The organism is Streptomyces sp. UW30, assembly GCF_008042075.1.
GTDB lineage: Bacteria > Actinomycetota > Actinomycetes > Streptomycetales > Streptomycetaceae > Streptomyces.
The window spans coordinates 1,490,213-1,511,489 of sequence record NZ_RDBN01000053.1 but is presented as its reverse complement, the minus strand read 5'-3'; the positions used below and the strand labels follow the sequence as shown (position 1 = coordinate 1,511,489).

The window sequence follows — 21,277 nt, the reverse complement described above, 5'->3', positions numbered from 1 at the left end:
CCACTGGAAGCCCGGCGCCCAGCCCTCCGGCGTCGTAGCCGGTCTTGCCGTCCCCTACTTCTCACGTTTTTGGTTGCGTCTATCCGTGAGGAGTGACTAACCTCCCCTCACGGATGCATTCTCTCTCAACCGTGAGGTCTGACGATGGTCGACACCCGCACCACCACCGAGCAGGTCCCCGCCCCCGTCCCCGTCCGCGTCTTCGGTGGTCCCACCGCCCTCATCGAGTACGGCGGTCTGCGACTCCTCACCGACCCCACCTTCGACGCCCCCGGCGACTACCCCCTCGGCGGCGGTCGTGCGCTGATCAAGACCGCCGCCGCCTCCGCCGCACCCGCCGAACTCGGCCGTATCGACGTGGTGTTGCTCTCGCACGACGAGCACCCCGACAACCTCGACGTCTCCGGCCGTGCCCTGCTGGCCGACGTTCCGCTCACGCTGACCACGCCGAGCGGGGCGGGGCGGCTGGGTGGAGCCGCTCGGGGGTTGGCGGACTGGGAGGTCGTGGAGGTGGAGCGGCCCGGCGGGGGTGTGATCACCGTGACCGGGGTGCCCGCGCTGCACGGCCCGGGAGAGCGCGAGGAGCTCGAAGCGGTCGTCGGGCAGGTCGTCGGGTTCGTGCTGACCGGGGACGGGCTGCCCACCGTCTACGTCAGCGGGGACAACGCCCAGCTCGGGCCGGTCAAGGAGGTCGCCGAGCGGTTCGGGCCGGTGGACCTCGCCGTGCTGTTCGCCGGGGCCGCCCGTACCCCTGTCCTCGACCGGCAGTTGCTCACCCTCGACAGTGCGCAGGCCGTGGAGGCCGCCCAGATCCTCGGGGCGCGGCGGATCGTCCCCGTCCACTTCGACAGCTGGGCCCACTTCACCGAGGGGCGGGAGGAGTTGGTGGCCGCCTTCACCGGGGCGGGGTTGATCGACCGGGTGCAGTTGGGCTGAGTGGCAGCCCTCCGTCAGCCCGTCACGCCCAGGTCGGCCAGCAGGCCTCGGACCCGGCGCGAGATCTCGTCGCGGATCGGCCGTACGGCGTCCACGCCCTGCCCCGCCGGGTCGTCCAGCGTCCAGTCCAGGTAGGTCTTGCCAGGGAATACGGGGCAGGTGTCGCCGCAGCCCATGGTGATCACGACGTCGGAGGCCCGGACGGCCTCGGTGGTCAGGATCTTCGGGGTCTCGGCGGAGATGTCGATGCCGGCTTCCCGCATCGCCTCCACGACAGCGGGGTTCACCGTGTCGGCGGGCGCAGAACCGGCCGACCGGACCTCGACCGCGTCACCGGCGAGGTGCGTGAGGAAGGCCGCGGCCATCTGGGAGCGGCCGGCGTTGTGGACGCAGACGAAGAGAACGGAGGGGCGTTCGGCGGGGGTGCTGCTCATGGCGGCGGCTCTCTCTTTCGGGAGTCCGGTGACGGTGACGGTGGCGGTGGCGGTGGTCGTGGCGGCCGGTCAGGGGAGGGCGGGCGTGGTGAGGCCGCCACCGTCACCGTCACCGGACTCCCGAAAGAGAGAGCCGCCGCCATGAGCAGCACCCCCGCCGAACGCCCCTCCGTTCTCTTCGTCTGCGTCCACAACGCCGGCCGTCGTCGGCACGGGTGTCGTAGGCACGGGTGTCGTCTCCCGCCGCCCGAACACCCCCGCCACCAGCATCAGTCCGAGCACGCCCCCAACCAACTGCGCCGCCACGAACCCGGCGACCGACGCGGGTGCAATTCCGGCGAAGGTGTCGGTGAAAGCGCGGCCGACCGTCACCGCCGGGTTCGCGAAGGACGTCGATGACGTGAACCAGTACGCCGCGCCGATGTACGACGCCACCGCGACGGGCGCGAGCCGATCGCGGCCGATCCGGGACAGGCCGAGGATCAGCAGCACGAGGCCACCGGTGGCGACGACTTCGCCCAGCCACAGATGCCCGGCCGAGCGGTCGTGCGTGGACCACTGGACCAGCGGTCTGCCGAACATGGCGTCGGCCAGCAGCGCGCCGGTGACCGCACCCGCCACCTGGGCCGGAACGTAGGCGGCCACGTCCCGCCCCGTCGGCCCGTCGCCGCCCCGGCGCCCGGTGAACCAGGCCACGAGTGTGACGACCGGATTGAAATGGGCGCCGGAGACCGGGCCCAGCAGCGCGATGAGTACGCCCAGGCCGAAGACGGTCGCCAGCGAGTTGGCCAGCAGCTGCACGCCGACGTCCCGGGACAGCTCGGTGGCCTGGATGCCGGAGCCGACGACCACCGCGACCAGGGCGGCCGAACCGACGGCCTCGGCCGCGGCACGCCGGGCCAGCGGTGCGTTCACGCGAGGGCTCCGGCCGCCTGCGGAGACGGAGGCAGAGACGGAGACGGAGGCAGAGACGGAGGCGGAGGCGGAGGCGGAGTCTTCAGTACCAGTGCCAGCCGGTCCAGCACGCCCGGCAGCACCCAGTAGTAGACCCACGTCCCTCGGCGCTCGCAGTCGATCAGGCCCGCCTGCCTCAGCAGCTTCAGATGGTGGGAGATCGTCGGCTGGGACAGCTCGAACGCCGGGGTCAGCTCGCACACGCAGACCTCGCCACCGTCCTGTGAGGCCGAGGCGATCATCGACAGCAGGCGGAGCCGCACCGGGTCGCCGAGTGCCTTGAACTGCTTCGCCAGCTCGGTGGCGCGGTCCGGCTCCAGGGGTGCGCCGGCCAGTCCCGTGCAGCAGGCGGCGGGGGCGTCCTGGTCGAGCACCGCCGGCTCTTGTTTCGACATACTTCTATGTTGACATCCTTCGATGCAGGGCACAAGGTTGCATCAAAGAACGTCAATACAGCCACGTCAGTAAGGGCTTGATCGGGAGAAGAGTCATGAGTGACCAGTCCACCGACCTGCGTGAATCCGTCCGCCTGCGCTACGCCGCGGCAGCCCTGCAAGTCACCCAGGGCGCCAGCGCCTGCTGCGGCTCCGGCACCGCCTGCTGTGGCCCCGAGCCCGTAGACGTCGACGACATCTTCGGCTCCACCCTCTACCCCGCCGACGCCCGCGACACCCTGCCCGCCGAAGCCCTCGCCGCCTCCCTCGGCTGCGGCAACCCCACCGCCGTCGCCGAACTGCGTGCGGGCGAGCGCGTCCTCGACCTCGGCTCCGGCGGCGGCATCGACGTCCTGCTCTCCGCCCGCCGGGTCGGCCCCTCCGGCAAGGCGTACGGGCTGGACATGACGGAGGAGATGCTCGCTCTGGCCGTCGCCAACGCCGAGAAGGCCGGAGTGGCGAACGCCGAGTTCCTCAAGGGCGCCATCGAGGCCGTCCCGCTGCCCGCGAACACGATCGACGTCGTGATCTCGAACTGCGTCATCAATCTCTCCGTCGACAAGGCGGCCGTCTTCGCCGAGACGTTCCGGGTGCTCAGGCCCGGCGGCCGTATCGGCGTCTCCGACGTCGTCGCCGACGACACGCTCACCCCCGCCCAGCGCGCCGAACGCGGTGACTACGTCGGCTGCATCGCCGGCGCGCTGTCCTTCGCCGAGTACCGGGAAGGGCTGGAGGCCGCGGGGTTCGTCGACGTCGAGGTCACGCCCACCCATGCCGTCGCCATCGGCATGCACTCCGCCATCGTCCGGGCCGTGAAGCCGACCGCCACCGCGTGACCCCACCGGCGTCACCCTGCCGACTCGCGGGAATGTCACAGACGACCCGATAAGTCCCCCCTGGCGCATGGCGAATTCCCGCCAGCCCGCGATCTCCTCTCCGCGAACTATCCACAGAAATCGGTCCCTTGAGGAAAGCTGGGCGATCATCCGGAATCGCATTCCGGACCGCGGCGGTCGAAGGTGCTCGATCCGGCCGCCGACGTCTACATTCCTTCAGCACCAGGGATCACCATGCCCCCCACCCCCCACCCGGCCGCGATACCGGGGGCGCGACGCGTCGCCCGTACAGCCGTGGCCGCAGGCATCGTCGCCGCGCTCTGCGCGGCCGGCCCCATACCCGTCGCCCTCGCCGCAGACAGCCCGACCGCGGCCGACCCCGGCGTCAAGTCCGCCCACGACAAGCTCGGTTCGGACGACGCCGACCTCCTCGCCGAGGCCAAGGCGCAGCGCGCCAAGAACGTCACGATGATGATCGTCACGGCCCCGGGGCAGACCGAGAAGGTCGCCCAGGAGCTGGACGCGGTCAAGGGCGGCTCCGTGGGCCGTACGTACGACAAGCTCGGCTACGTACGGGCCACCGTGCCGACCGGCAAGGCGGACTCGGCCATCACCGCCGCCGCGCGGCTCTCCTCCGTGCAGGCCATCGACCTGCGCGAGGAGATACCCCTTGAGCAGCCGAGCCTCGGCAGCGGCGGCAAGTCGACTGCCTCCGCGGCCGCTTACCCGGGCCCGGACAAGAACACCCCCGCGAAGAACCCGTACAACCCGTCCTTCGAGACGGGCGCCGTCGACTTCGTGAAGAAGAACCCGAAGGCGGACGGCCGGGGCGTGACCATCGGCGTCCTCGACACCGGCGTCGACCTCGCGAGCCCCGCGCTCCAGAAGACCACCACCGGTGAGCGCAAGATCGTCGACTGGGTGACCGCCACCGACCCGATCGTCGACGGCGACGGCACCTGGCGCGCGATGACCACCTCCGTCTCCGGGCCGTCCTTCACCTACGGCGGCAAGAGCTGGAAGGCGCCCGAGGGGGCGTATCTGATCAGCACCTTCCGGGAGGCCGTCACCGCGCAGGGCAAGGTCACGGACGGCGACGCCGACGGTGACGTCAACCGCGACGGCGACACCACCGACGACTGGGGCGTCCTGTACGACGCCGCGGCCGGCAAGGTCACCGTCGACGTGAACGACAACGGCGACTTCACCGACGACACCCCGATGAAGCCGTACAAGGACGGCCACCAGGTCGGCCGCTTCGGCACGGACGACCCGGCCACCGCCATCCCGGAGACCCAGGACTTCGTCGTGGAGGTCCGCAAGGACGTCCCGATGGACCCGCTGGGCGGCGACTGGGCAGGCAAGAAGGCGGACTTCGTCAACATCGGCCTCACCGCCGGCGCGCACGGCAGCCACGTGGCCGGCATCACCGCCGCCAACGGCCTGCTCGGCGGCAGGATGAACGGGCAGGCCCCCGGCGCGAAGATCGTCTCCTCGCGGGCCTGCATCTTCGGCCCCGGCTGCTCCAACGTCGCGCTCACCGAGGGCATGATCGACCTCGTCGTCAACCGCGGCGTCGACGTCGTCAACATGTCCATCGGCGGCCTGCCCCCGCTGAACGACGGCAACAACGCCCGCGCCGAGCTGTACACACGGCTCATCGACACCTACGGCGTCCAGCTCGTGCTCTCCGGCGGCAACTCCGGGCCCGGCGCCAACACCATCGGCGACCCCGGCCTCGCCGACAAGGTCATCTCGGTCGGCGCGGGCGTCTCGAAGGAGACCTTCGCCGCCAACTACGGCACCGGCGTGGCGAACAAGTACCAGCTGTTCAACTTCTCCTCGCGCGGCCCGCGTGAGGACGGCGGCTTCACCCCGACCGTGGTCGCCCCCGGCTCCGCGGTCAGCACCATCCCGGCCTGGATGCCCGGCGCGCCCATCGCCGAGGCGGGCTGGAAGCTGCCGGCCGGCTACGCCATGTACAACGGCACGTCGATGGCGTCCCCGCAGGCCGCGGGCGCGTCCGCGCTGCTGCTGAGCGCCGCCGAGCAGAAGGGCATCGACCTGACGCCCGAGAAGCTGCGCACCGCGCTCACCTCCACCGCCCACCACATCGAGGGACTCCAGGCGTACGAGGAAGGCGCCGGCCGCATCGACGTCGTCGACGCCTGGAAGGCCGTCAAGGCGGGCGCCACCGCTCACGACTACGCCGTCAAGGCCCCGGTCGACACCGCGCTCGACCAGGCACTGAAGACGCCGGGCTTCGGCACGGGCCTGTACGACCGCGAGGGCGGCCTGAAGGCCGGCCAGAAGAAGACGTACGACGTCACGATCACCCGTACGTCCGGCCCCGCCGGCTCGCTCCCGCACATCCTGCGGCTGGCGAACAACAAGGCCCGCACCTTCTCGATCGCCGGCCCGAAGGTGGTCGACCTGCCGCTGGGGAAGCCGGTGACGGTCAAGGTGCAGGCCGCGCCGCGGCACGCGGGCATCAAGAGCGCCATCCTTGAGGCCGACGACCCGAGGACGGTCGGCGTCGACCAGCAGATCCTCGCCACCGTCGTGGTCTCCACCCCGGCCAAGTACACCTTCACCGCCTCGGGTTCCGTGCAGCGCAACAACGTCAGGTCGTACTTCGTCACCGTCCCCGAGGGCACGAAGTCGCTCCAGGTCACGCTCGGCGGGCTGAAGGAGGGCAGCCTGACGAAGTTCAGCGCCATCAGCCCGTACGGCGTCACGGCCGCCGACGACGACCCGGACACGACGGACATCGCCGCCTACGCCGACCCGCTGCCCGGCGTCTGGGAGATCGAGGTCGACTCGCGCCGTACGTCGGCGCTGCTGGACAACCCGTTCAAGCTGAACGCCACGGTGTACGGCGCGTCCTTCGACCCGGAGGCCGTGAAGGTGCCGGKGGCCGAGGTCGGCTCCCCGGTCGCCGCGTCCTGGACGGTGACCAACAAGCTGGAGTCCGTCGAGGGCAGCCTCAAGGGCGGCGCGCTCGGCTCGTCGAAGACCGCGCGGCCGACCATCGCCGGCGGCGAGACGCACACCAGCACCATCGAGGTGCCCGAGGGCACCACCTCGCTGGACGTCGCCATCGGCAACGTCTCCGACCTGGGCGCCGACCTCGACCTGTCGGTGTACGACGCCCAGGGCAAGCTGGTCGGCCAGTCCGCGGACGGTGACGCCGACGAGTCCGTCTCCATCGCCGACCCGGCCGCCGGCAAGTACACCGTCGAGGTGGCCGGCTTCGAGGTGCCGTCCGGCTCGACCGCGTACGACTACCGGGACGCGTACTTCTCCTCCGCGCTCGGCTCGGTCAAGGTCGACGAGTCGACGCCGGTGAAGCTCGCGACGGGCGACTCGGCGAAGGTGGCGGCCGAGGTCACCGTCGCACGGGCCGTGCCCGAGGGCCGGCAGCTCTTCGGTGAGGTGCGGCTGGTGAACACGCGCGGGACGACCGCGGGTGTGGGCGGGGTGACGATCGAGAAGGTCACGCCGTAGCGGTCGTAGGTACGACAGTGGGGCGGGCGCCCGGTGCCGGGTGCCCGCCCTTCGTCATGCCGTGCGCGCTCAGCCCGCGCTGAGCTTCGCCAGGTCGCCCAGCGGCAGGGTGTGCTGGGTCTGGAGGACCTTCGCGCGCAGGTAGCGGACGTTGTCCGGGGTGGCGAAGACGCCGGTGGGGACGCGGCCCTGCACGTCGATGCCGAGGGTGCGCAGCTGGTCGGCCTTGTCGGGGTTGTTGGAGAGCAGGTCCAGCTCGCCGATGCCGAGGGCGGTGAGCATCTGGGCGGCGGCCGTGTAGTCGCGGGCGTCCTCGGGCAGGCCCAGGGCGGCGTTCGCGGCGTAGGTGTCGAGGCCCTCGTCCTGGAGGGCGTACGCGTCGAGCTTGTTGTAGAGCCCGATGCCGCGGCCCTCCTGGCGCAGGTACAGCAGTACGCCGCCGCGCTCGGCGATGCGCTCGACGGCCTCGCGCAGCTGGGGACCGCAGTCGCAGCGGGCCGAGCCGAAGACGTCGCCGGTCAGGCACTCGGAGTGCAGACGGACCAGCGGGGTGGTGCCGGGGGCCGGGTCGCCGAGGACGACGGCCACGTGTTCCAGGCCGTCGGTCAGGCCGTGGAAGGTGACCAGTTCGGCGTCGACGCCGTATCCGTCCTGGAAGCGCAGCGGGACCCGGACGCGGGCGCGCTGGGTGGCGGCGGCGGTGAAGTCGGGCATGCGGGTTCTCCGGGTTCCGTACGTGGGTGTCTGCTTCAGATTTGAAGCAGGTCCTCGGTCCAGGACCCTACCCCATGCTTTAAATTTGAATCAACAAAATTGTGGTCCAGGTCATGAACAGGGCTTGCCGGAGCGTCGCCGCCAGGGCACGTCCTCCGCGGTGGCGTGCGCCGTGTCTCCCTGGAAGCCCTCGCTGACCTGCGTGAAGATCTCCTCCAGCTGCCCGACCTGCTCCGGGCTCAGCCGGTCGAAGAGCATCGACCGCACGGTCTCGACATGGCCCGGCGCCGCGCTCTCCAGGACCGTCATGCCCTCGTCGGTGAGCGCCGCGATGCTGCTCCGCTTGTCCCAGCGGCAGTCCTCGCGCAGGACCAGGCCGTCCTTCTCCAGCCGCGTCACGGCGTACGTCAGCCGGCTGCGGGTGATCTTCAGCCGTTCCGCGAGATCGGTCATCCGAAGTCGGCGTTCCGGGGACTCGGACAGGGTGGAGAGGATGGAGTAGTACATGTGCGGCATGCCGGTCTCCTGCTGGAGCTGCCGGTCCATGGCGTCCTCCATGAGGTGGACGGCGCCGATGTATGCGCGCCAGGCGCGCTGCTCCTCGGGGGTGAGCCAGCGAGTCGTCATACGACCAGTGTAGGTTTGTTTCAAACTTGAACCAAGACCGAGTCTGCCGAGCCGGAGAGCGCGCCGATGCCGTCGTACCCCTACGTCCTGCTGTCCGCCGCCGTCTCCCTGGACGGCTACCTCGACGACACCACCCCCGAGCGCCTGCTCCTGTCCAGCCCGGCCGACTTCGACCGGGTCGACGAGGTCCGTGCGTCCGTGGACGCGATCCTGATCGGCGCCGGCACGATCCGGGCGGACAATCCGCGGCTGCTGGTGAACTCGGCCGATCGGCGGGCCGCGCGGGTGGATGCGGGCAGGCCGGAGTATCCGCTCAAGGTCACGGTCAGCGCGTCCGGCGAGCTGGACCCCGCGGCGAACTTCTGGCACACCGGCGGCGAGAAGATCGTCTACACGACGGAGAAGGGCGCGGAGCGCCTGCGCCGGGCGCCGGTCGCGGCGGACGTCGTCGCGCTGGGCCCGGAGCTGGACTGGCGGGGGCTGCTGGCGCACCTGCGCGAGGCGCGCGGCGTGGAGCGGCTGATGGTCGAGGGCGGCGGCACGATCCACACGCAGCTGATGCGGCAGGGCCTCGCTGACGAGTTGCAGCTCGTGCTGGCGCCGCTGTTCGTGGGCGACCCCGAGGCACCGCGGCTGTTCGGGCCGGGCGGCTACCAGGGCGGGCGGCTGCGCCTGCTGGAGTCGCGCCGTATCGAGGACGTCGTGCTGATGCGCTACGCGCCGACGGCGCCCGGCACCGGCACCCTCCCCGCTGCCGCGGACCGGCACTGGATGGCGCTGGCGTGCGAGCTGGCCGCGCAGTGCCCGCCGTCGGAGACGGCCTTCAGCGTCGGCGCGGTGGTCGTGGCGGCCGACGGGACCGAGCTGGCGCGCGGGTACTCCCGGGAGGGCGGCGACCTCGTGGTGCACGCCGAGGAGGCAGCACTGGCGAAGATCGCGACCGGGGATCCGAGGCTTGCCTCCGCGACGGTGTACACCAGCCTGGAGCCGTGCACGCACCGCTCGTCCCGGCCCCTGCCCTGCGCGCGGCTGATCCTTGCGGCGGGGGTCCGCCGGGTGGTGACGGCCTGGCGGGAGCCGGACACGTTCGTGGCGGGGGCCGACGGGAGCGGGATGCTCGCGGCGCAGGGCGTGGATGTCCTGGTCCTGCCGGAGTACGAGGAGCGGGCCAAGGCGCCCAATGCCCACCTGCTGCCCTGAGGCGCCCAGGTGCCGCCCGGGTGCCGTGACGTGACTTGGGTCGCACGAGTGCCCGAAAAGTCCCTGTTCAGGGCAGTGCCCGGGAAACGTGTGTGCTTCGGGCCTCGCGGATGGCGTACTATTGAGTCAACGACGCGGGGTGGAGCAGCTCGGTAGCTCGCTGGGCTCATAACCCAGAGGTCGCAGGTTCAAATCCTGTCCCCGCTACTGAAGACTCAGGGCCGGAACTCATCAGTTCCGGCCCTGAGTGTTTTCCCGGTCGGCTCTCAGCGCTCGCTCCCCGCCCCGGCTTCGGCAACCCTGGTCAGGTGGAGGAACGGCGGATCTCCTACGCACGCCGGTTCGTCCGGCTGCTCCCCGCCCTGCTGATCGCGGCCGGAGCGGTGTACGACCACGCCACGCCCACGGACTTCACCGGCGCCCCCTTCTTCACCGCCGCGCCCCTGGTCGCCGCCCCCCTCTACTCGAAGCGCGGCACGGTGATCACGGGCGTCGTGGCCGTCGCCGTACTGCTCGTGATGCGCGGCCTGCGTGGCGGCCTCCCGCGCGCGGAGGTGATCACCGAGGTGGTCACCGTCGTGGTCGTCTCCGTGCTCGCCGTCCTCATCAACCTCCTCGTGCGCCGCAGCGACGAGCGCCTCGCGTCCGTCCGCGAGATAGCCGAGGCCGCCCAGCGCGCCGTGCTGCCCGAACCCGCCGAACGGATCGGCGGGTTCCGGATCGCCGCGCGCTACGAGGCGGCGCAGACGGGCGCCTCCATCGGCGGGGACCTCTACGCGGTGCAGGACAGCCCGCACGGCGTCCGGCTGGTCGTGGGGGACGTGCGCGGCAAGGGCATGGGGGCGGTCGGGGCGGTCGCCGTCGTGATCGGGGCCTTCCGGGAGGCCGCGGAGCAGGAGGCCACGCTGGAGGCGGTCGCACAGCGACTGGAGCGGGCGCTGGCGCGCGAGCGCACCCGGCGGGACGGGGACGAGTCCCGCGAGGGCTTCACCACCGTCGTGCTCGCCGAGCTGCCCCACGGCGACGGGATCGTCCGGCTCGTCAACCGCGGGCATCCGACGCCCCTGCTGCTGTACGCCGACGGCACCGTACGCCCGCTGCCCGCCACCGAGCCCGCCCTGCCGCTCGGCATGGACGAGCTCGGCACCTGGCCCGACCGGGCCGACGAGGCCGGCTTCCCGGGCGGGGCCACGCTGCTGCTGTACACCGACGGGCTCTCCGAGGCGCGGGACGGCAGCGGGCGGTTCTACGACCCCGAGACGGGCCTCGCGGGGCGCGCCAACGCGCTGCGCGATCCGGGCGAGCTGCTCGGTGTGCTTTCGGTGGAGGTCCGCCGGCACTCCGGAGGAGGAATGGCGGACGACATGGCCCTCATGGCCGTACGGCGACCTTGATCGTCATCACCCGGGGTGATCGAGTGACCGCCCTCCGCATAACAACTGACATACCGTCAATACCTGTGTGGCTGCTGAACCTTGGCCAACTCGCCCGTTTTGGGCCGGTCATGACCCGTAAGTCCAGGCGAAAATCGTTAATGATCAAGAGGAACAGCTTGGAATCCACACCCCGCGTCTATTAACGTTCGATAACGCAGCGCGGTCGTCCCAGCCGTCACAAGAGTCGGCTCCGTGCGCACGCGCCGAATCCCGCAAGGGAACCGGGGAACCACCACCTTGGGGTGAATCGCACGGATTCCACCGTGGAAGCACGGTTGGTATACGCGCGTAGGAGACCTTCCTGCTCCGAACCCGTCAGCTAACCCGGTAGGCGAGAAGGAAGGAAAGGAGTACGCCCACGTGGCGTCCAACCGGCCTGCCCCGCAAGCCCCGTTCGTGCCGAGTCAGCGCAACACCGACACCTTCGGCTACGACAGCTACCGCACCGACGAGGGCCCGTACGAGGAGTGGAACCCGACCTCGGAGTCCCTTCGTCCCGTACGTGGCAGGCACCGCGTCTCCAAGCAGCGTGGCGGGGGACTCGCCCGCAGCTCCACAGTCCTCGGCGTAGGCGTCATAGCCGCCGTCGGCGCGGGCGGCATGGCCAGCGCGAACAGCGGCAAGCCGCCGGTCGCCATCACCATGCCCGACCTGCCCCTGATCTCCGACGACTCCTCCGACGAGCCTGCCGAGGACACGGCCACCGCGCTCAGCACCATGGGCGAGACCGTCGAGGAGACCTCGCAGGGCACCTCCGACGCCGGTGAGGCGCTGCGCAGCCGGATCATGGCGCAGGCCGAGCTCCAGCAGGACCAGATCGACAGCAAGGCCGCGGCCGCCGCCGTCGCCGCTGCCGAGAAGGAGGCCACCGCAGCGGCCGCCAAGGCGGAGCAGGAGGCCAAGGAAAAGGCCGCCGCCGCGAAGGCCGCCGCCGAGGAGGAGGCCCGCAAGAAGGCGGAGGCCGAGCGCCTTGCCGAGCTGGCCAAGCAGTACACGCTGCCGACCTCCTCGTACACCATCACCTCGACCTTCGGTGAGGCCGGCGCCTACTGGTCCTCCGGGTACCACACCGGCCTCGACTTCGCCGCCCCCACCGGCACGCTGATCAAGGCGATCCACTCCGGCACGGTCACCTTCGCCGGCTGGGACGGCTCGTACGGCTACAAGACGGAGATCACCCTCGACGACGGCACCGAGCTCTGGTTCGCGCACCAGTCCTCGCTCAGCGTCAGCGTGGGCCAGAAGGTCAACACGGGCGACGTCATCGGCCGCGTGGGCGCGACGGGCAACGTGACCGGCGCCCACCTGCACCTCGAGGTGCACCCCGGTGGCAGCACGAACGGCATCGACCCGATGGCGTGGCTCCAGGGCAAGGGGCTCACCCCCTGAGGCACCCCTCGACGGGTATCCACTTCTGATCCCCGGCGGTCCTGGCGACGACCCCCCGACGCCAGGGCCGCCGGTTCGGTGTGCGCGGCTCCCTCGCTCTTCCCGGCGGCGCCGAAGCTTCCGCGACCCGACCCGACCCGACCCGGTCAGGTCCGATACGGGTTGTACGCGGGGTACGGCACCGTCTGTCCGTACGTGGGCCCGTACGAGGGCGCGTTGACCTGGCCGTACGACTGCCAGTGGACCGGCATCGGGAGCGGCGCCGGGTGGCCGTACCCATGGCCGTACCCGTGCTCGTGCCGCGGCCAGGCCTGTGCGGCGGCCGCGTGTTCCAGGGCCGGGCGGGCGAACTCCCGGCGGTGCCACAGCTCGTGCAGCAACTCCTGTTCCCGTACGACGAAGTCCGCGCCGGCCCGTCCGCGGCGCCCCCGGTGCCGTAGGAACGCCAGCGACGTGGCGTAGGCCTCGTACTGCGCCACCGCCCGCGCCGCCGGCCGCCCCCCACGGTGCCGCGCGTACTGCCGGGCCACCCGCCGGTCCCGCATCGAGCCCAGCACGAACGGTTCGCTCGGTGAGAGCCACCCGGCGACGACGTAGGCGGGCAGCTCCTCGCGCACCGTCCGCAGCTCGCGCTGCCGGGTCCAGATCACCAGCCAGGTCAGCAGGCCGAACGCGGGCACCATGAAGGCGGCGTACACGGCGAAGAAGCCGTACTCGCCGAAGGCCGAGGAGCCGTTCCACATGGCGTGCATGCCCATGGCGAGCAGGAGCCCGAGGAACGGGAGCAGGACGCGCCGCACGTGCTGGCGTTCGCCCGACAGCGCGGCGATGCCGAAGCCGATGCCGGTCAGGACGGTGAAGAGCGGGTGCGCGAAGGGCGACATGATGACGCGGACGAAGAAGGTCGCCGCCGTGACGGAGGCGATGCCGCGGTCGCCGGTGAGCTGGTCGGTGCCGAAGGCGGTACCGAGGTAGAGGATGTTCTCGGTGAAGGCGAAACCGGTGGCGGTGACCCCGGCTATCACCACGCCGTCGACGATCCCGGTGAAGTCCCGTCGCCGGAAGAGAAAGACCAGCAGTATGGCCGCGGCCTTGGCCAGCTCCTCCACGATGGGCGCTATGACGGTCGCGCCGAGGGTGTCCGCGTGCGACGGATCGGCGGTGGCCGTCGCTATCCATCGGGTCGCGAAGCTGTTGGCGACGATCGCTATCAGCGCCGCCGCGCAGGCGCCCCAGGCGAAGGAGAACAGCAGATTGCGCCAGGGGCCCGGCTCGACCCGGTCCAGCCAGCGGAAGGCGGCGACCAGCAGCGGCACGGGCAGGACGGCGAGCCCGAGCCCGACCAGGAACCCCTCGGTGCCGGTCTGCTCGCGCACCAGGGCGAGGATGACCAGCCCGGAGAGCGCGAGGAGGGTGACGAGCGCGCTGTAACGCACCCATCGCTTCTGCCACCAGTGCGCGTGCCGCAGTGCGCCGCCGGTGGGACCGGTGGGGTGCGTCGGGTACGGGGGACAGGTGGCCACGGCATTGACCCTAACGAGGCAGGGGCGCCGCCCGCAGCAGCGCGAGGGGGCTCGGGCGCCGGTGGGGGTGGCTGTCGGTGCTGCTGTCGGTGGTGTCGTCGGTGCTGTTCTTCCCGCTGCTCCTACCGCTGTACGCGGCGGAAGAGCAGGTCGTTCACCACATGACCCTTGTCCAGTCCCTGGCCCTCGAAACGGGTCAGCGGCCGGAACTCGGGACGGGGCGCGAAACCGCCGTCGGAGCAGGTGTTCTCGAAGTCGGGATGCGCGGTCAGCACTTCGAGCATCTGTTCGGCGTACGGCTCCCAGTCGGTGGCGCAGTGCACCAGGGCGCCGGGCTTCAGCCGGGTCGCGGCGAGGCCGAGGAACTCGGGCTGGATGAGCCGCCGCTTGTGGTGCCGCTTCTTGGGCCAGGGGTCCGGGAAGTAGACGCGCAGCCCGTCGAGGGAGTCGGGGGTGAGCATCTCGCGCAGCAGGATGATGGCGTCGCCGTTGCCCACGCGGACGTTGTCCAGGCCGTGGTGGTCGGCGAGGTTGAGCAGATTCCCCTGCCCGGGGGTGTGGACGTCGACGGCGAGGATGTTGGTGCCGGGGTCGCCGGCGGCCATCTGGGCCGTGGCCTCGCCCATGCCGAAGCCGATCTCCAGCACGACCGGATTGCCGTTCCCGAACAGCTCGCCCAGGTCGACGACACTCTGCCCGTCGATGTCCAGCCCCCACTTGGGCCACAGCCGCTGCAACGCGTCCGCCTGCCCCGCGGTCACCCTGCTGCGCCGCGGCTGAAAACTCCGGATCCGCCGCTCGAAGTGCGACCCGGCCGGATCGGCCTTGGGCCCATCCGGGAACCGTGGCTCACCCTTGGCCCGGGTATGCCGAACGGACACACCGGGAAGGTGATGATCATGCTCCCCCGGCACCTCGGACTCACGGAGGCTGCCGGGCTGGGGGGCTTCGGGGGCGTTGAGGAAATCAGACACAGTGGGGTCGATTTTACGGGGGGCGGGACTTCGTGGTGCCGGTGCGCACATGTCAGCCCGTCCGGCCTTGGAGGACGAGGCCCGTCAGGCCCCCTCCAACACCGCCAACGCCCGCCGCGCAACCTCCCGCCCGATCGGCAACGAAGCCGTCGCCGCGGGACTCGGCGCATTCAGCACATGCACAGCCCGAGCGCCCTCCCGAATCAGAAAGTCATCCACCAGCCCCCCGTCCCGCAACACCGCCTGCGCCCGCACCCCCGCGGCCGCAGGCACCAGGTCATCGGCAGTCACCGCCGGCAACAACCTCCGCACCGCCACAGTGAACGCCCCCTTGGACACCGACCGCCGCAGCTCCCCCACCCCGTACCGCCAGTGCCGCCGAGCCATCCGCCACACCCCGGGCCACGCCACCGTCGCCCCGACCTCCCGCGGCCGCACGACACCCCACCCGTACCCCTCCCGGGCCAGCGCCGGCACAGCATTCGGCCCGATGTGCACGCCCCCGTCGATCCCGCGCGTGAGATGCACCCCGAGGAACGGAAACGCCGGATCCGGCACCGGATACACCAGCCCCCGAACCAGCTCGGGCCGCGCCAGCGAGTAGTACTCCCCCCGGAACGGCACGATCCGCACCTCCGGCTCGTCCCCCGTCATCCGGGCCACCTCGTCGCAGTACAGCCCGGCACAGTTCACCAGGACCCGCCCGCGCACGACGTCCCCGCCCGCCGTCCGCACGGCGACCCCGAGGTCCGCACGCCGGTCGACGCGCTCGACCCGCGCGCCGTACCGGATCTCCGCCCCCGATCCCTCGGCCAGCTGCCGGGCGACCCCGACGAAGTCACAGACGCCCGTCGTCCCGACGTGTATCGCGGCGAGGCCCCGCACCTGCGGCTCGTACTCCTCGATCTGCCCGGCACGCAGCTCCCGCACCGGAATGCCGTTCTCCCGGCCGCGCTGGATCAGGGCGTGCAGCCGCGGCAGCTCCTCCCGCTCGGTCGCGACGATCAGCTTGCCGGTGACGGCGTGCGCGATGCCGTACTCCGCGCAGAACTTGACCATCTCGGCGGCGCCGCTCACCGCGTACTGCGCCTTGAGGGACCCCGGCCGGTAGTAGATCCCGCTGTGGATGACCCCGCTGTTGCGCCCCGTCTGATGCCGGGCGGGCCCCTGCTCCTTCTCCAGCACGGTCACCCGGGTGCCCGGCGCGGCACGCGTGATCGCGTACGCCGTGGCCAGCCCGACGATTCCACCGCCGACCACGAGCACGTCACAGTCGTAACCGATCGCCCGCACCTGCCCCACCTCCCGGTTTCGATAATGCACTGCGCCACTGACACCGCGGTCAAACCCAGGGAACCCCGCGCTCCGCTCACCTCGCCGGATTCCTGCGCCCGCGGCGGGGTGATTTCGAGGGAGAACCTTTGGCAAGCGCGGGACATCCGGCCACGCGCCTGGCGTGATTCAGCCACGGCGAGTTCACGCGCCGCTCGGACGATGCGGCGGATGACCCCGGTCTGCCGCATGGGCGCGACGCAGCGGCACTGAACGAAACGGCACATCAATGAGACGCCTCACCCCGGCCGTGGCGCTCGGCCTCGCCGCCCTGCTGATCGCCGCCCCCGCCTCCGCGGGCACGAACACCGGCACCCGCGACAGCTACGACGAGAAGGAGACCGCCTTCAGGGCGGACTGCCGTCCGATCGCCGGGAACAGCTCCTTCTACGACCTCGACGAGCTGGAGCGCTGCTTCGGGCGCACGGACAGCGCGTCGTAACCGCCGGGTCCGGGCAGGACGGAGGCGACGGCGGCTCGGGTCTGCCGAGCCGCCGCGTACTCCACGCGCGCGTGCGGGCGCGCTCAGGCCGGCGCCATGAGCAGCGGCCTTGCTCGCTCCCGCAATTCGACGACCTGCGGTTCGTCGCCGTAGGGCTCAAGGCGGTGCAGCAGGTCCTTCACGTACTCCGTGGTGCGCGCGGACGATATCCGCCCCGCGACCTCCACCGCCCTTACGCCCTGCTCGCACGCCGCGTCGAGATTGCCCGACTCCAGCTCGGCGACCGCCGAGACGACGAGCCGCAGCCCGTGCGAGCGCACGAACTCCTCCGTCGGCTTCGACAGCGCCTGCTCGGTGAACCGCCGTACCTGGCGCGGTGCCTTCAGGTCCCGGTAGCACTCGGCGGCGTCCGCGGCGAAGCGGTCGTAGGAGTAGAAGCCGAGCCAGGACGGGTCGTTGTCGCCCTCCCGGGACCGCTCCAGCCAGCCCTCCGACGCCTTCAGGGCCGCACCGGCGGCCTGCGCGTCATTCGCGCGCGCGTGTGCGCGTGCTTCGACGAGCCGGAAGAAGCTCATGGTGCGGGCCGTGGCGAGACCACGGTTGCGCTCCAGCGCGGCCTGGGCGAGGTCGACGCCCTCGTCGCCGAAGCCCCGGTAGGTCGCCTGCAGCGACATGGACGCCAGGACGTACCCGCCCAGGGGTACGTCGGCCGCCGCGCGGGCGAGCCGCAGCGCCTGGATGTAGTACCGCTGCGCGGCCTCCTGCTGCCCGGTGTCGAAGGCCATCCACCCGGCGAGGCGCGTGAGTTCGGCACTGGCGCCGAACAGGGCTCTGCCGACCTCGTCGGAGTAGGAGCCGAGCAGCAGCGGTGCCGCTTCCACTCGTAAGCACTCGGGCACCATGGACGAACGCCAGTCGCCGCCTCCGTACTTGGAGTCCCAGCGCCTGGCGTCCTCGGCGGCCTCACGCAGCTTCTGCACATCGCTGTGGCCGACTTTGAGCGGTGCGCCGGAGCTCTCGGACGGGCTCACCTCGCGCGCGACCGAACTGTCGGCCGGGGTTATCAGCCACCGTGAGGCGGGCGTTGCGTATGCGCTGACCGCGAATGATCCGGCCAGCGACTGCCAGATGCCGCCGGAACCGGCACGGCGGCCGGCGAGGTCGAGACGGTAGAGCTCCGTCGCCGACTTCACCGCCTGTCCGACGTCCCGGGGGAAGGCGAGGCCCACTTCGGGTGCGGGGTCCGCGTCCGCCAGGCCGATCTCGTGGAGCGGCACAGGGCGGCCGAGCTTCTGGCCGATCGCGGCGGCGATGAGGTGCGGCGCGGCGCCCTGCGGCACCATGCCTTTCGACACCCAGCGCGCCACCGAGGTCTTGTCGTAGCGAAGAGTCAGGCCCCGCTGAGCGCCAAGGTCGTTGACGCGTCGAGCGAGTCCTGCGTTGCTGATTCCCGCGAGGGCGAGAACGGCGCCGAGTTTTTCGTTCGGCCCGCGTTGCTCCCTGGACATGCGCCACCCCTCGACACAGACGGCTGCCGCGCTGGCATAACCACGCGGCATTCGTAAACCCAGCGTAGTTCGCCGCATCCCAAGCGTTAAGGGGCATTCTTCCGGATGGCGGGATTGTGGTCCGTACTCAAGTGCGCACCCCCTACGCACAGTTGTGACGTGCTCCCAGTGTGTGGCTGTGCGCCCGTCCGTGCGCTCTTCTCCAGCCACCGGGGGAGCGGTTCCATGGCTTCTGCGTGGGTCGGCCCGCTGTACTGGATCCAGCGGGCTGGGGGATTCCGCCGCCTACATCCCCGCGGGTGGCGGAACGGTCCGGGGGGCGCACTCCGTTCCCCGGACTGCGCGCGCGGCGAGCACGGCGAGTAGTGCGGAGGGCTTGCACGGAGTGTGCGTGAGCCTGTCCCTGCGACGCTGATTTGGCCGAAAATCGACCCCGCCCTTCGCGGGTGATTGCCCTTCCCACCATGGCAGTTGAGGGCGCGAAGGGAGTTTTTGGGGAGTGTATCGGGGGCGCATTCGCGCCGCGCATACAGCTCGATCCGTTCGTTCCGCGCAGGTGGATCTCATGGTCACGCTCGTGTGGATCGCCTTGCCCCGTCCGGGCGTTCAGGGTGGGTGCCGTCCGCCACGCGGGCGCCCTCGCGTGCGTGATTGCCCGAGCCCGAGAGGCTCCGCCGCCCCTCCGGCACGCTTCCTTCATGGCAGCATGGTGAACCGGTTCATACGGTGCACTGGTTGTCCACAGCCTGTGGAGGCGTCCATGCGGTGGTTGGTGGGATGGAGCAGCACCACCGCGGTGGCCGCCGGAACGGGCTCCGCGGGTGCCGCCGGAAGCGACGGCGAGACCGTGCATCCGGTGGGGTCCCAACTCCTGTGGGGCGACCCCGATCCGCTGTGGGCGGTCGGCGACTGGCGCCCCGACGAGGTGCGCGTGGTGAAGGCCGACGCGCAGAACCGGATCGCGGTACTGGGCACCTGCGGGGCGAGCGACGAACAGCTGCGCCTCGGCCTGTTCGCCGCGCGCGGAGGGGCACTTCGGCATCTGACGGCCTGGTCCGGCAGCTACACGGCCGTCGTCCAGGTCGGCCGCAGGCTCATGGTCTGCGGCGATCTGGCGGGCGCACGGCCGGTGTTCTACACCCCCTGGGCGGGCGGTACGGCGTACGCGACCGCCGCGCTTCCCCTCGCCGACCTCATCGAGGCCAACCTCGACTTCGGGCACCTGGCCGCCCTGCTCGCCGCCCCCGACGTACCGGCGGCACTGCACGACTCCACCCCGTACGACGGCGTACGGCGCATCCCGCCGGGGCATGCGCTGATCCTGCGCGCCGGAGCACGCGAGATTGCCGGGTACGAACCGGTCGCCTCGCTCGCGGTGGCGGCGCCGTCGGCCGACCCGGACAGCGCGGTGGACGCCGTACGCGACGCCTTGGTGGAGGCGGTACGCGCGCGTCTGTCCGCGCCCCGCCACGTCCCCGACATCGACCCCGGCCCGGTGCCCGGGATGGGCCCGGCCGAGCGGCGGGCCGCGCGCGGGATGCCGGTTCCGGGCATCGGCGCGGACCTGTCCGGAGGCCCCGCGTCGGGCACCCTGGCGCTGCTGGCCGCCGGCCTCCCGGGCATGCCGGGCACGGTGCTGGGCCACGGCACGGGCGCGGGCGAACGCCTCCTGGCGGTCACCTTCAACGACCTCGCGGTCGCCGGCCGCGAGGCCGAGCTGGAGCGGGCGGGTGCCCTGGCGGCCAACCCGCGCCTGCACCACGTGGTGGTGACCGGCGGCGAGGAGACCCTGCCGTACGCCGACCTGGACGGCCCGTTGACCGACGAGCCCGGTCCGAGCCTGGTGACGGCGGCGAGGCACCGAGCCCGCCTCGCATCCGGCAGCGCGGACCACTTCACGGGCTACGGCGCCCGCCAGGTCCTGGACGCGCACCCGGCCCGCCTCGCGGACCTCCTGGTGGACCGCAAACGCCGCCACCTGGTCCGCCCGGTCGCGGCCCTGGCGAAGGCGGACGGCTCGGTGCTCGTCCCCGCGCGCGTGTACGGCGCGGCCCGCAAACTGGCCCGCACCCCGTACCGAACGGGCCTGGAGACCCTGGCCGACCGGTTGCTGCACCGCCGCTTCGACGAACCCGGAGGTGCGGTCGGGGCGTCGCTCGCCGCCCTCACCTGGGCCAGACCGGGCCCGGCGGCCCGCTGGCTGACCGGCGAGGCCCTGGCTGAAGTATCGGTTCGCCTCCAGACGGCGACGACCCGCAACGGAGTGGGCCCTGGCCAACGCCCCGGCGACTACCGCGCGCGTGCGGCACTGGCCCGCCACGCCGCAGACATCCGCATCCTGGAGCAAGCCGTCGAGATCCGCTCCCAGCGCCTGCACACTCCCTTCCTGGACAACCAGGTCGTCCGCGCCTGCCGAGCCCTCCCCGAGGCCCTGCGCGTCCAGCCCGGCGCCCGCGCCGCGATCCTCCGTACGGTCCTGGAGGGCGCCGGCGTGGCCGACCTCCCGCCCGGTTGGGGCGCCCCCTCCCACGCGTCGGCGGCGGTGGCGGCCCGCACGGGCCTGAGGGTGGCCACCGACTCCCTGATGGCCCTCTTCGGCACCCCCCTCCTCGCCCAGGCGGGCCTGGTGGAGGCCCGAGTCGTCCGCAAGGCCCTCCGCGCAGCGGCCGAGGGCGAGCCACTCCCCCTCGACGGCCTCGCAGACCTGGTCTCCCTGGAACTCTGGCTACACCGCCTACTGGCCCGCCGAGGCACCTGCTGGACAGGAACCCCCGCCCGCCAACGAGCGGTACCGGCGGGGATCACACCGCAGAGGGGGGCGTTGGGGGCGGGAAGACGCTGACGCGGAACGCTGCCGCTCACCCAACAGCACGCCAGTTCCGAGCCCGCCGGGCACTGAAGGAGAAGACCTGACCGTCCCCAGGGGCGTCACCTCTGGGCGCGGGCTCGCATACTCCGGCCCGCGCGGCGTTCGAGGACGGGTCTCGCCGGTCAGCCAGCGGGCCGCCGGGCCCGGTCTGGCCCAGGTGAG

General features: G+C 71.6%; 17 protein-coding genes, 1 tRNA gene and 1 riboswitch. Of the genes, 9 read left to right on the top strand and 9 right to left on the bottom strand.

Going from position 1 to position 21,277, the window contains the following annotated elements:
- The first annotated feature begins 144 nt into the window (after positions 1 to 144).
- Positions 145 to 936: an MBL fold metallo-hydrolase gene (locus EAO75_RS41285; RefSeq protein ID WP_148000165.1), complete on the top strand. Its 792-nt coding sequence runs from the start codon at positions 145 to 147 to the stop codon at positions 934 to 936.
- A gap of 14 nt (positions 937 to 950) precedes the next feature.
- On the opposite strand, the gene EAO75_RS41280 is transcribed toward EAO75_RS41285, so the two are convergent.
- From EAO75_RS41280 to EAO75_RS41270, 3 genes are all read right to left on the bottom strand, one after another.
- Complete coding sequence (locus EAO75_RS41280) at positions 951 to 1,370, bottom strand: arsenate reductase ArsC (RefSeq protein ID WP_148000164.1); 420 nt, start codon at positions 1,368 to 1,370, stop codon at positions 951 to 953.
- A gap of 69 nt (positions 1,371 to 1,439) precedes the next feature.
- Positions 1,440 to 2,285 carry an aquaporin gene (locus EAO75_RS41275; RefSeq protein ID WP_148000163.1) on the bottom strand — a complete coding sequence of 282 codons (846 nt, stop codon included), beginning with the start codon at positions 2,283 to 2,285 and terminating at the stop codon, positions 1,440 to 1,442.
- Positions 2,282 to 2,719 carry an ArsR/SmtB family transcription factor gene (locus EAO75_RS41270; RefSeq protein WP_148000162.1) on the bottom strand — a complete coding sequence of 146 codons (438 nt, stop codon included), beginning with the start codon at positions 2,717 to 2,719 and terminating at the stop codon, positions 2,282 to 2,284. Before EAO75_RS41270 ends, EAO75_RS41275 begins: the two co-directional genes overlap by 4 nt.
- Positions 2,720 to 2,814: 95 nt before the next feature.
- Here EAO75_RS41270 and arsM point away from each other — a divergent pair, with 95 nt between their 5' ends.
- Both arsM and EAO75_RS41260 read left to right on the top strand, forming a co-directional pair.
- Positions 2,815 to 3,594 (top strand): arsenite methyltransferase, encoded by a 780-nt coding sequence (gene arsM / locus EAO75_RS41265; protein WP_148000161.1) that lies wholly within the window; start codon positions 2,815 to 2,817, stop codon positions 3,592 to 3,594.
- A gap of 234 nt (positions 3,595 to 3,828) precedes the next feature.
- On the top strand, positions 3,829 to 7,101 hold the full coding sequence (locus tag EAO75_RS41260; protein WP_148000160.1) for a S8 family serine peptidase: 3,273 nt from the start codon (positions 3,829 to 3,831) through the stop codon (positions 7,099 to 7,101).
- 69 nt (positions 7,102 to 7,170) lie between these two features.
- On the opposite strand, the gene ribA is transcribed toward EAO75_RS41260, so the two are convergent.
- Together ribA and EAO75_RS41250 are read right to left on the bottom strand one after the other, a co-directional pair.
- Entirely contained in the window at positions 7,171 to 7,815 is a 645-nt protein-coding gene (ribA, locus tag EAO75_RS41255) for a GTP cyclohydrolase II (RefSeq protein ID WP_148000159.1), read from the bottom strand.
- A gap of 111 nt (positions 7,816 to 7,926) precedes the next feature.
- Positions 7,927 to 8,442, bottom strand: coding sequence for a MarR family winged helix-turn-helix transcriptional regulator (locus EAO75_RS41250; RefSeq protein WP_148000158.1), 516 nt, complete (start codon positions 8,440 to 8,442; stop codon positions 7,927 to 7,929).
- 66 nt (positions 8,443 to 8,508) lie between these two features.
- Between EAO75_RS41250 and EAO75_RS41245 the strand changes: the two genes are divergently transcribed.
- The 4 genes from EAO75_RS41245 (at position 8,509) to EAO75_RS41230 (ending at position 12,467) form a co-directional block, all read left to right on the top strand.
- Positions 8,509 to 9,642 carry a dihydrofolate reductase family protein gene (locus EAO75_RS41245; protein WP_148000157.1) on the top strand — a complete coding sequence of 378 codons (1,134 nt, stop codon included), beginning with the start codon at positions 8,509 to 8,511 and terminating at the stop codon, positions 9,640 to 9,642.
- A 133-nt stretch (positions 9,643 to 9,775) separates the two neighbouring features.
- Positions 9,776 to 9,849 (top strand) — tRNA-Met (locus EAO75_RS41240).
- A 101-nt stretch (positions 9,850 to 9,950) separates the two neighbouring features.
- Complete coding sequence (locus tag EAO75_RS41235) at positions 9,951 to 11,036, top strand: PP2C family protein-serine/threonine phosphatase (RefSeq protein WP_148000156.1); 1,086 nt, start codon at positions 9,951 to 9,953, stop codon at positions 11,034 to 11,036.
- Between the two features lie 233 nt (positions 11,037 to 11,269).
- A riboswitch (cyclic di-AMP (ydaO/yuaA leader) is annotated at positions 11,270 to 11,427 on the top strand.
- An 11-nt stretch (positions 11,428 to 11,438) separates the two neighbouring features.
- A complete protein-coding gene (locus EAO75_RS41230; protein WP_148000155.1) occupies positions 11,439 to 12,467 on the top strand; it encodes a M23 family metallopeptidase in 1,029 nt (342 codons plus the stop codon).
- Between the two features lie 146 nt (positions 12,468 to 12,613).
- On the opposite strand, the gene EAO75_RS41225 is transcribed toward EAO75_RS41230, so the two are convergent.
- The 3 genes from EAO75_RS41225 to lhgO form a co-directional block, all read right to left on the bottom strand.
- Entirely contained in the window at positions 12,614 to 13,990 is a 1,377-nt protein-coding gene (locus tag EAO75_RS41225; protein WP_148000154.1) for a PrsW family intramembrane metalloprotease, read from the bottom strand.
- A 122-nt stretch (positions 13,991 to 14,112) separates the two neighbouring features.
- Positions 14,113 to 14,964 carry a tRNA (guanosine(46)-N7)-methyltransferase TrmB gene (gene trmB, locus EAO75_RS41220; RefSeq protein ID WP_187284782.1) on the bottom strand — a complete coding sequence of 284 codons (852 nt, stop codon included), beginning with the start codon at positions 14,962 to 14,964 and terminating at the stop codon, positions 14,113 to 14,115.
- 84 nt (positions 14,965 to 15,048) lie between these two features.
- Complete coding sequence (gene lhgO / locus EAO75_RS41215; RefSeq protein WP_261989626.1) at positions 15,049 to 16,257, bottom strand: L-2-hydroxyglutarate oxidase; 1,209 nt, start codon at positions 16,255 to 16,257, stop codon at positions 15,049 to 15,051.
- Between the two features lie 268 nt (positions 16,258 to 16,525).
- Between lhgO and EAO75_RS41210 the strand changes: the two genes are divergently transcribed.
- Complete coding sequence (locus tag EAO75_RS41210) at positions 16,526 to 16,738, top strand: hypothetical protein (RefSeq protein ID WP_148000152.1); 213 nt, start codon at positions 16,526 to 16,528, stop codon at positions 16,736 to 16,738.
- Between the two features lie 83 nt (positions 16,739 to 16,821).
- Here the strand turns inward: EAO75_RS41210 and EAO75_RS41205 are convergent, their stop codons facing one another.
- Positions 16,822 to 18,246: an MFS transporter gene (locus EAO75_RS41205; RefSeq protein WP_148000151.1), complete on the bottom strand. Its 1,425-nt coding sequence runs from the start codon at positions 18,244 to 18,246 to the stop codon at positions 16,822 to 16,824.
- A 760-nt stretch (positions 18,247 to 19,006) separates the two neighbouring features.
- Between EAO75_RS41205 and EAO75_RS41200 the strand changes: the two genes are divergently transcribed.
- Positions 19,007 to 21,088, top strand: a complete 2,082-nt coding sequence (locus tag EAO75_RS41200; RefSeq protein ID WP_148000150.1) for an asparagine synthase-related protein — start codon at positions 19,007 to 19,009, stop codon at positions 21,086 to 21,088.
- Positions 21,089 to 21,277 lie beyond the last annotated feature (189 nt).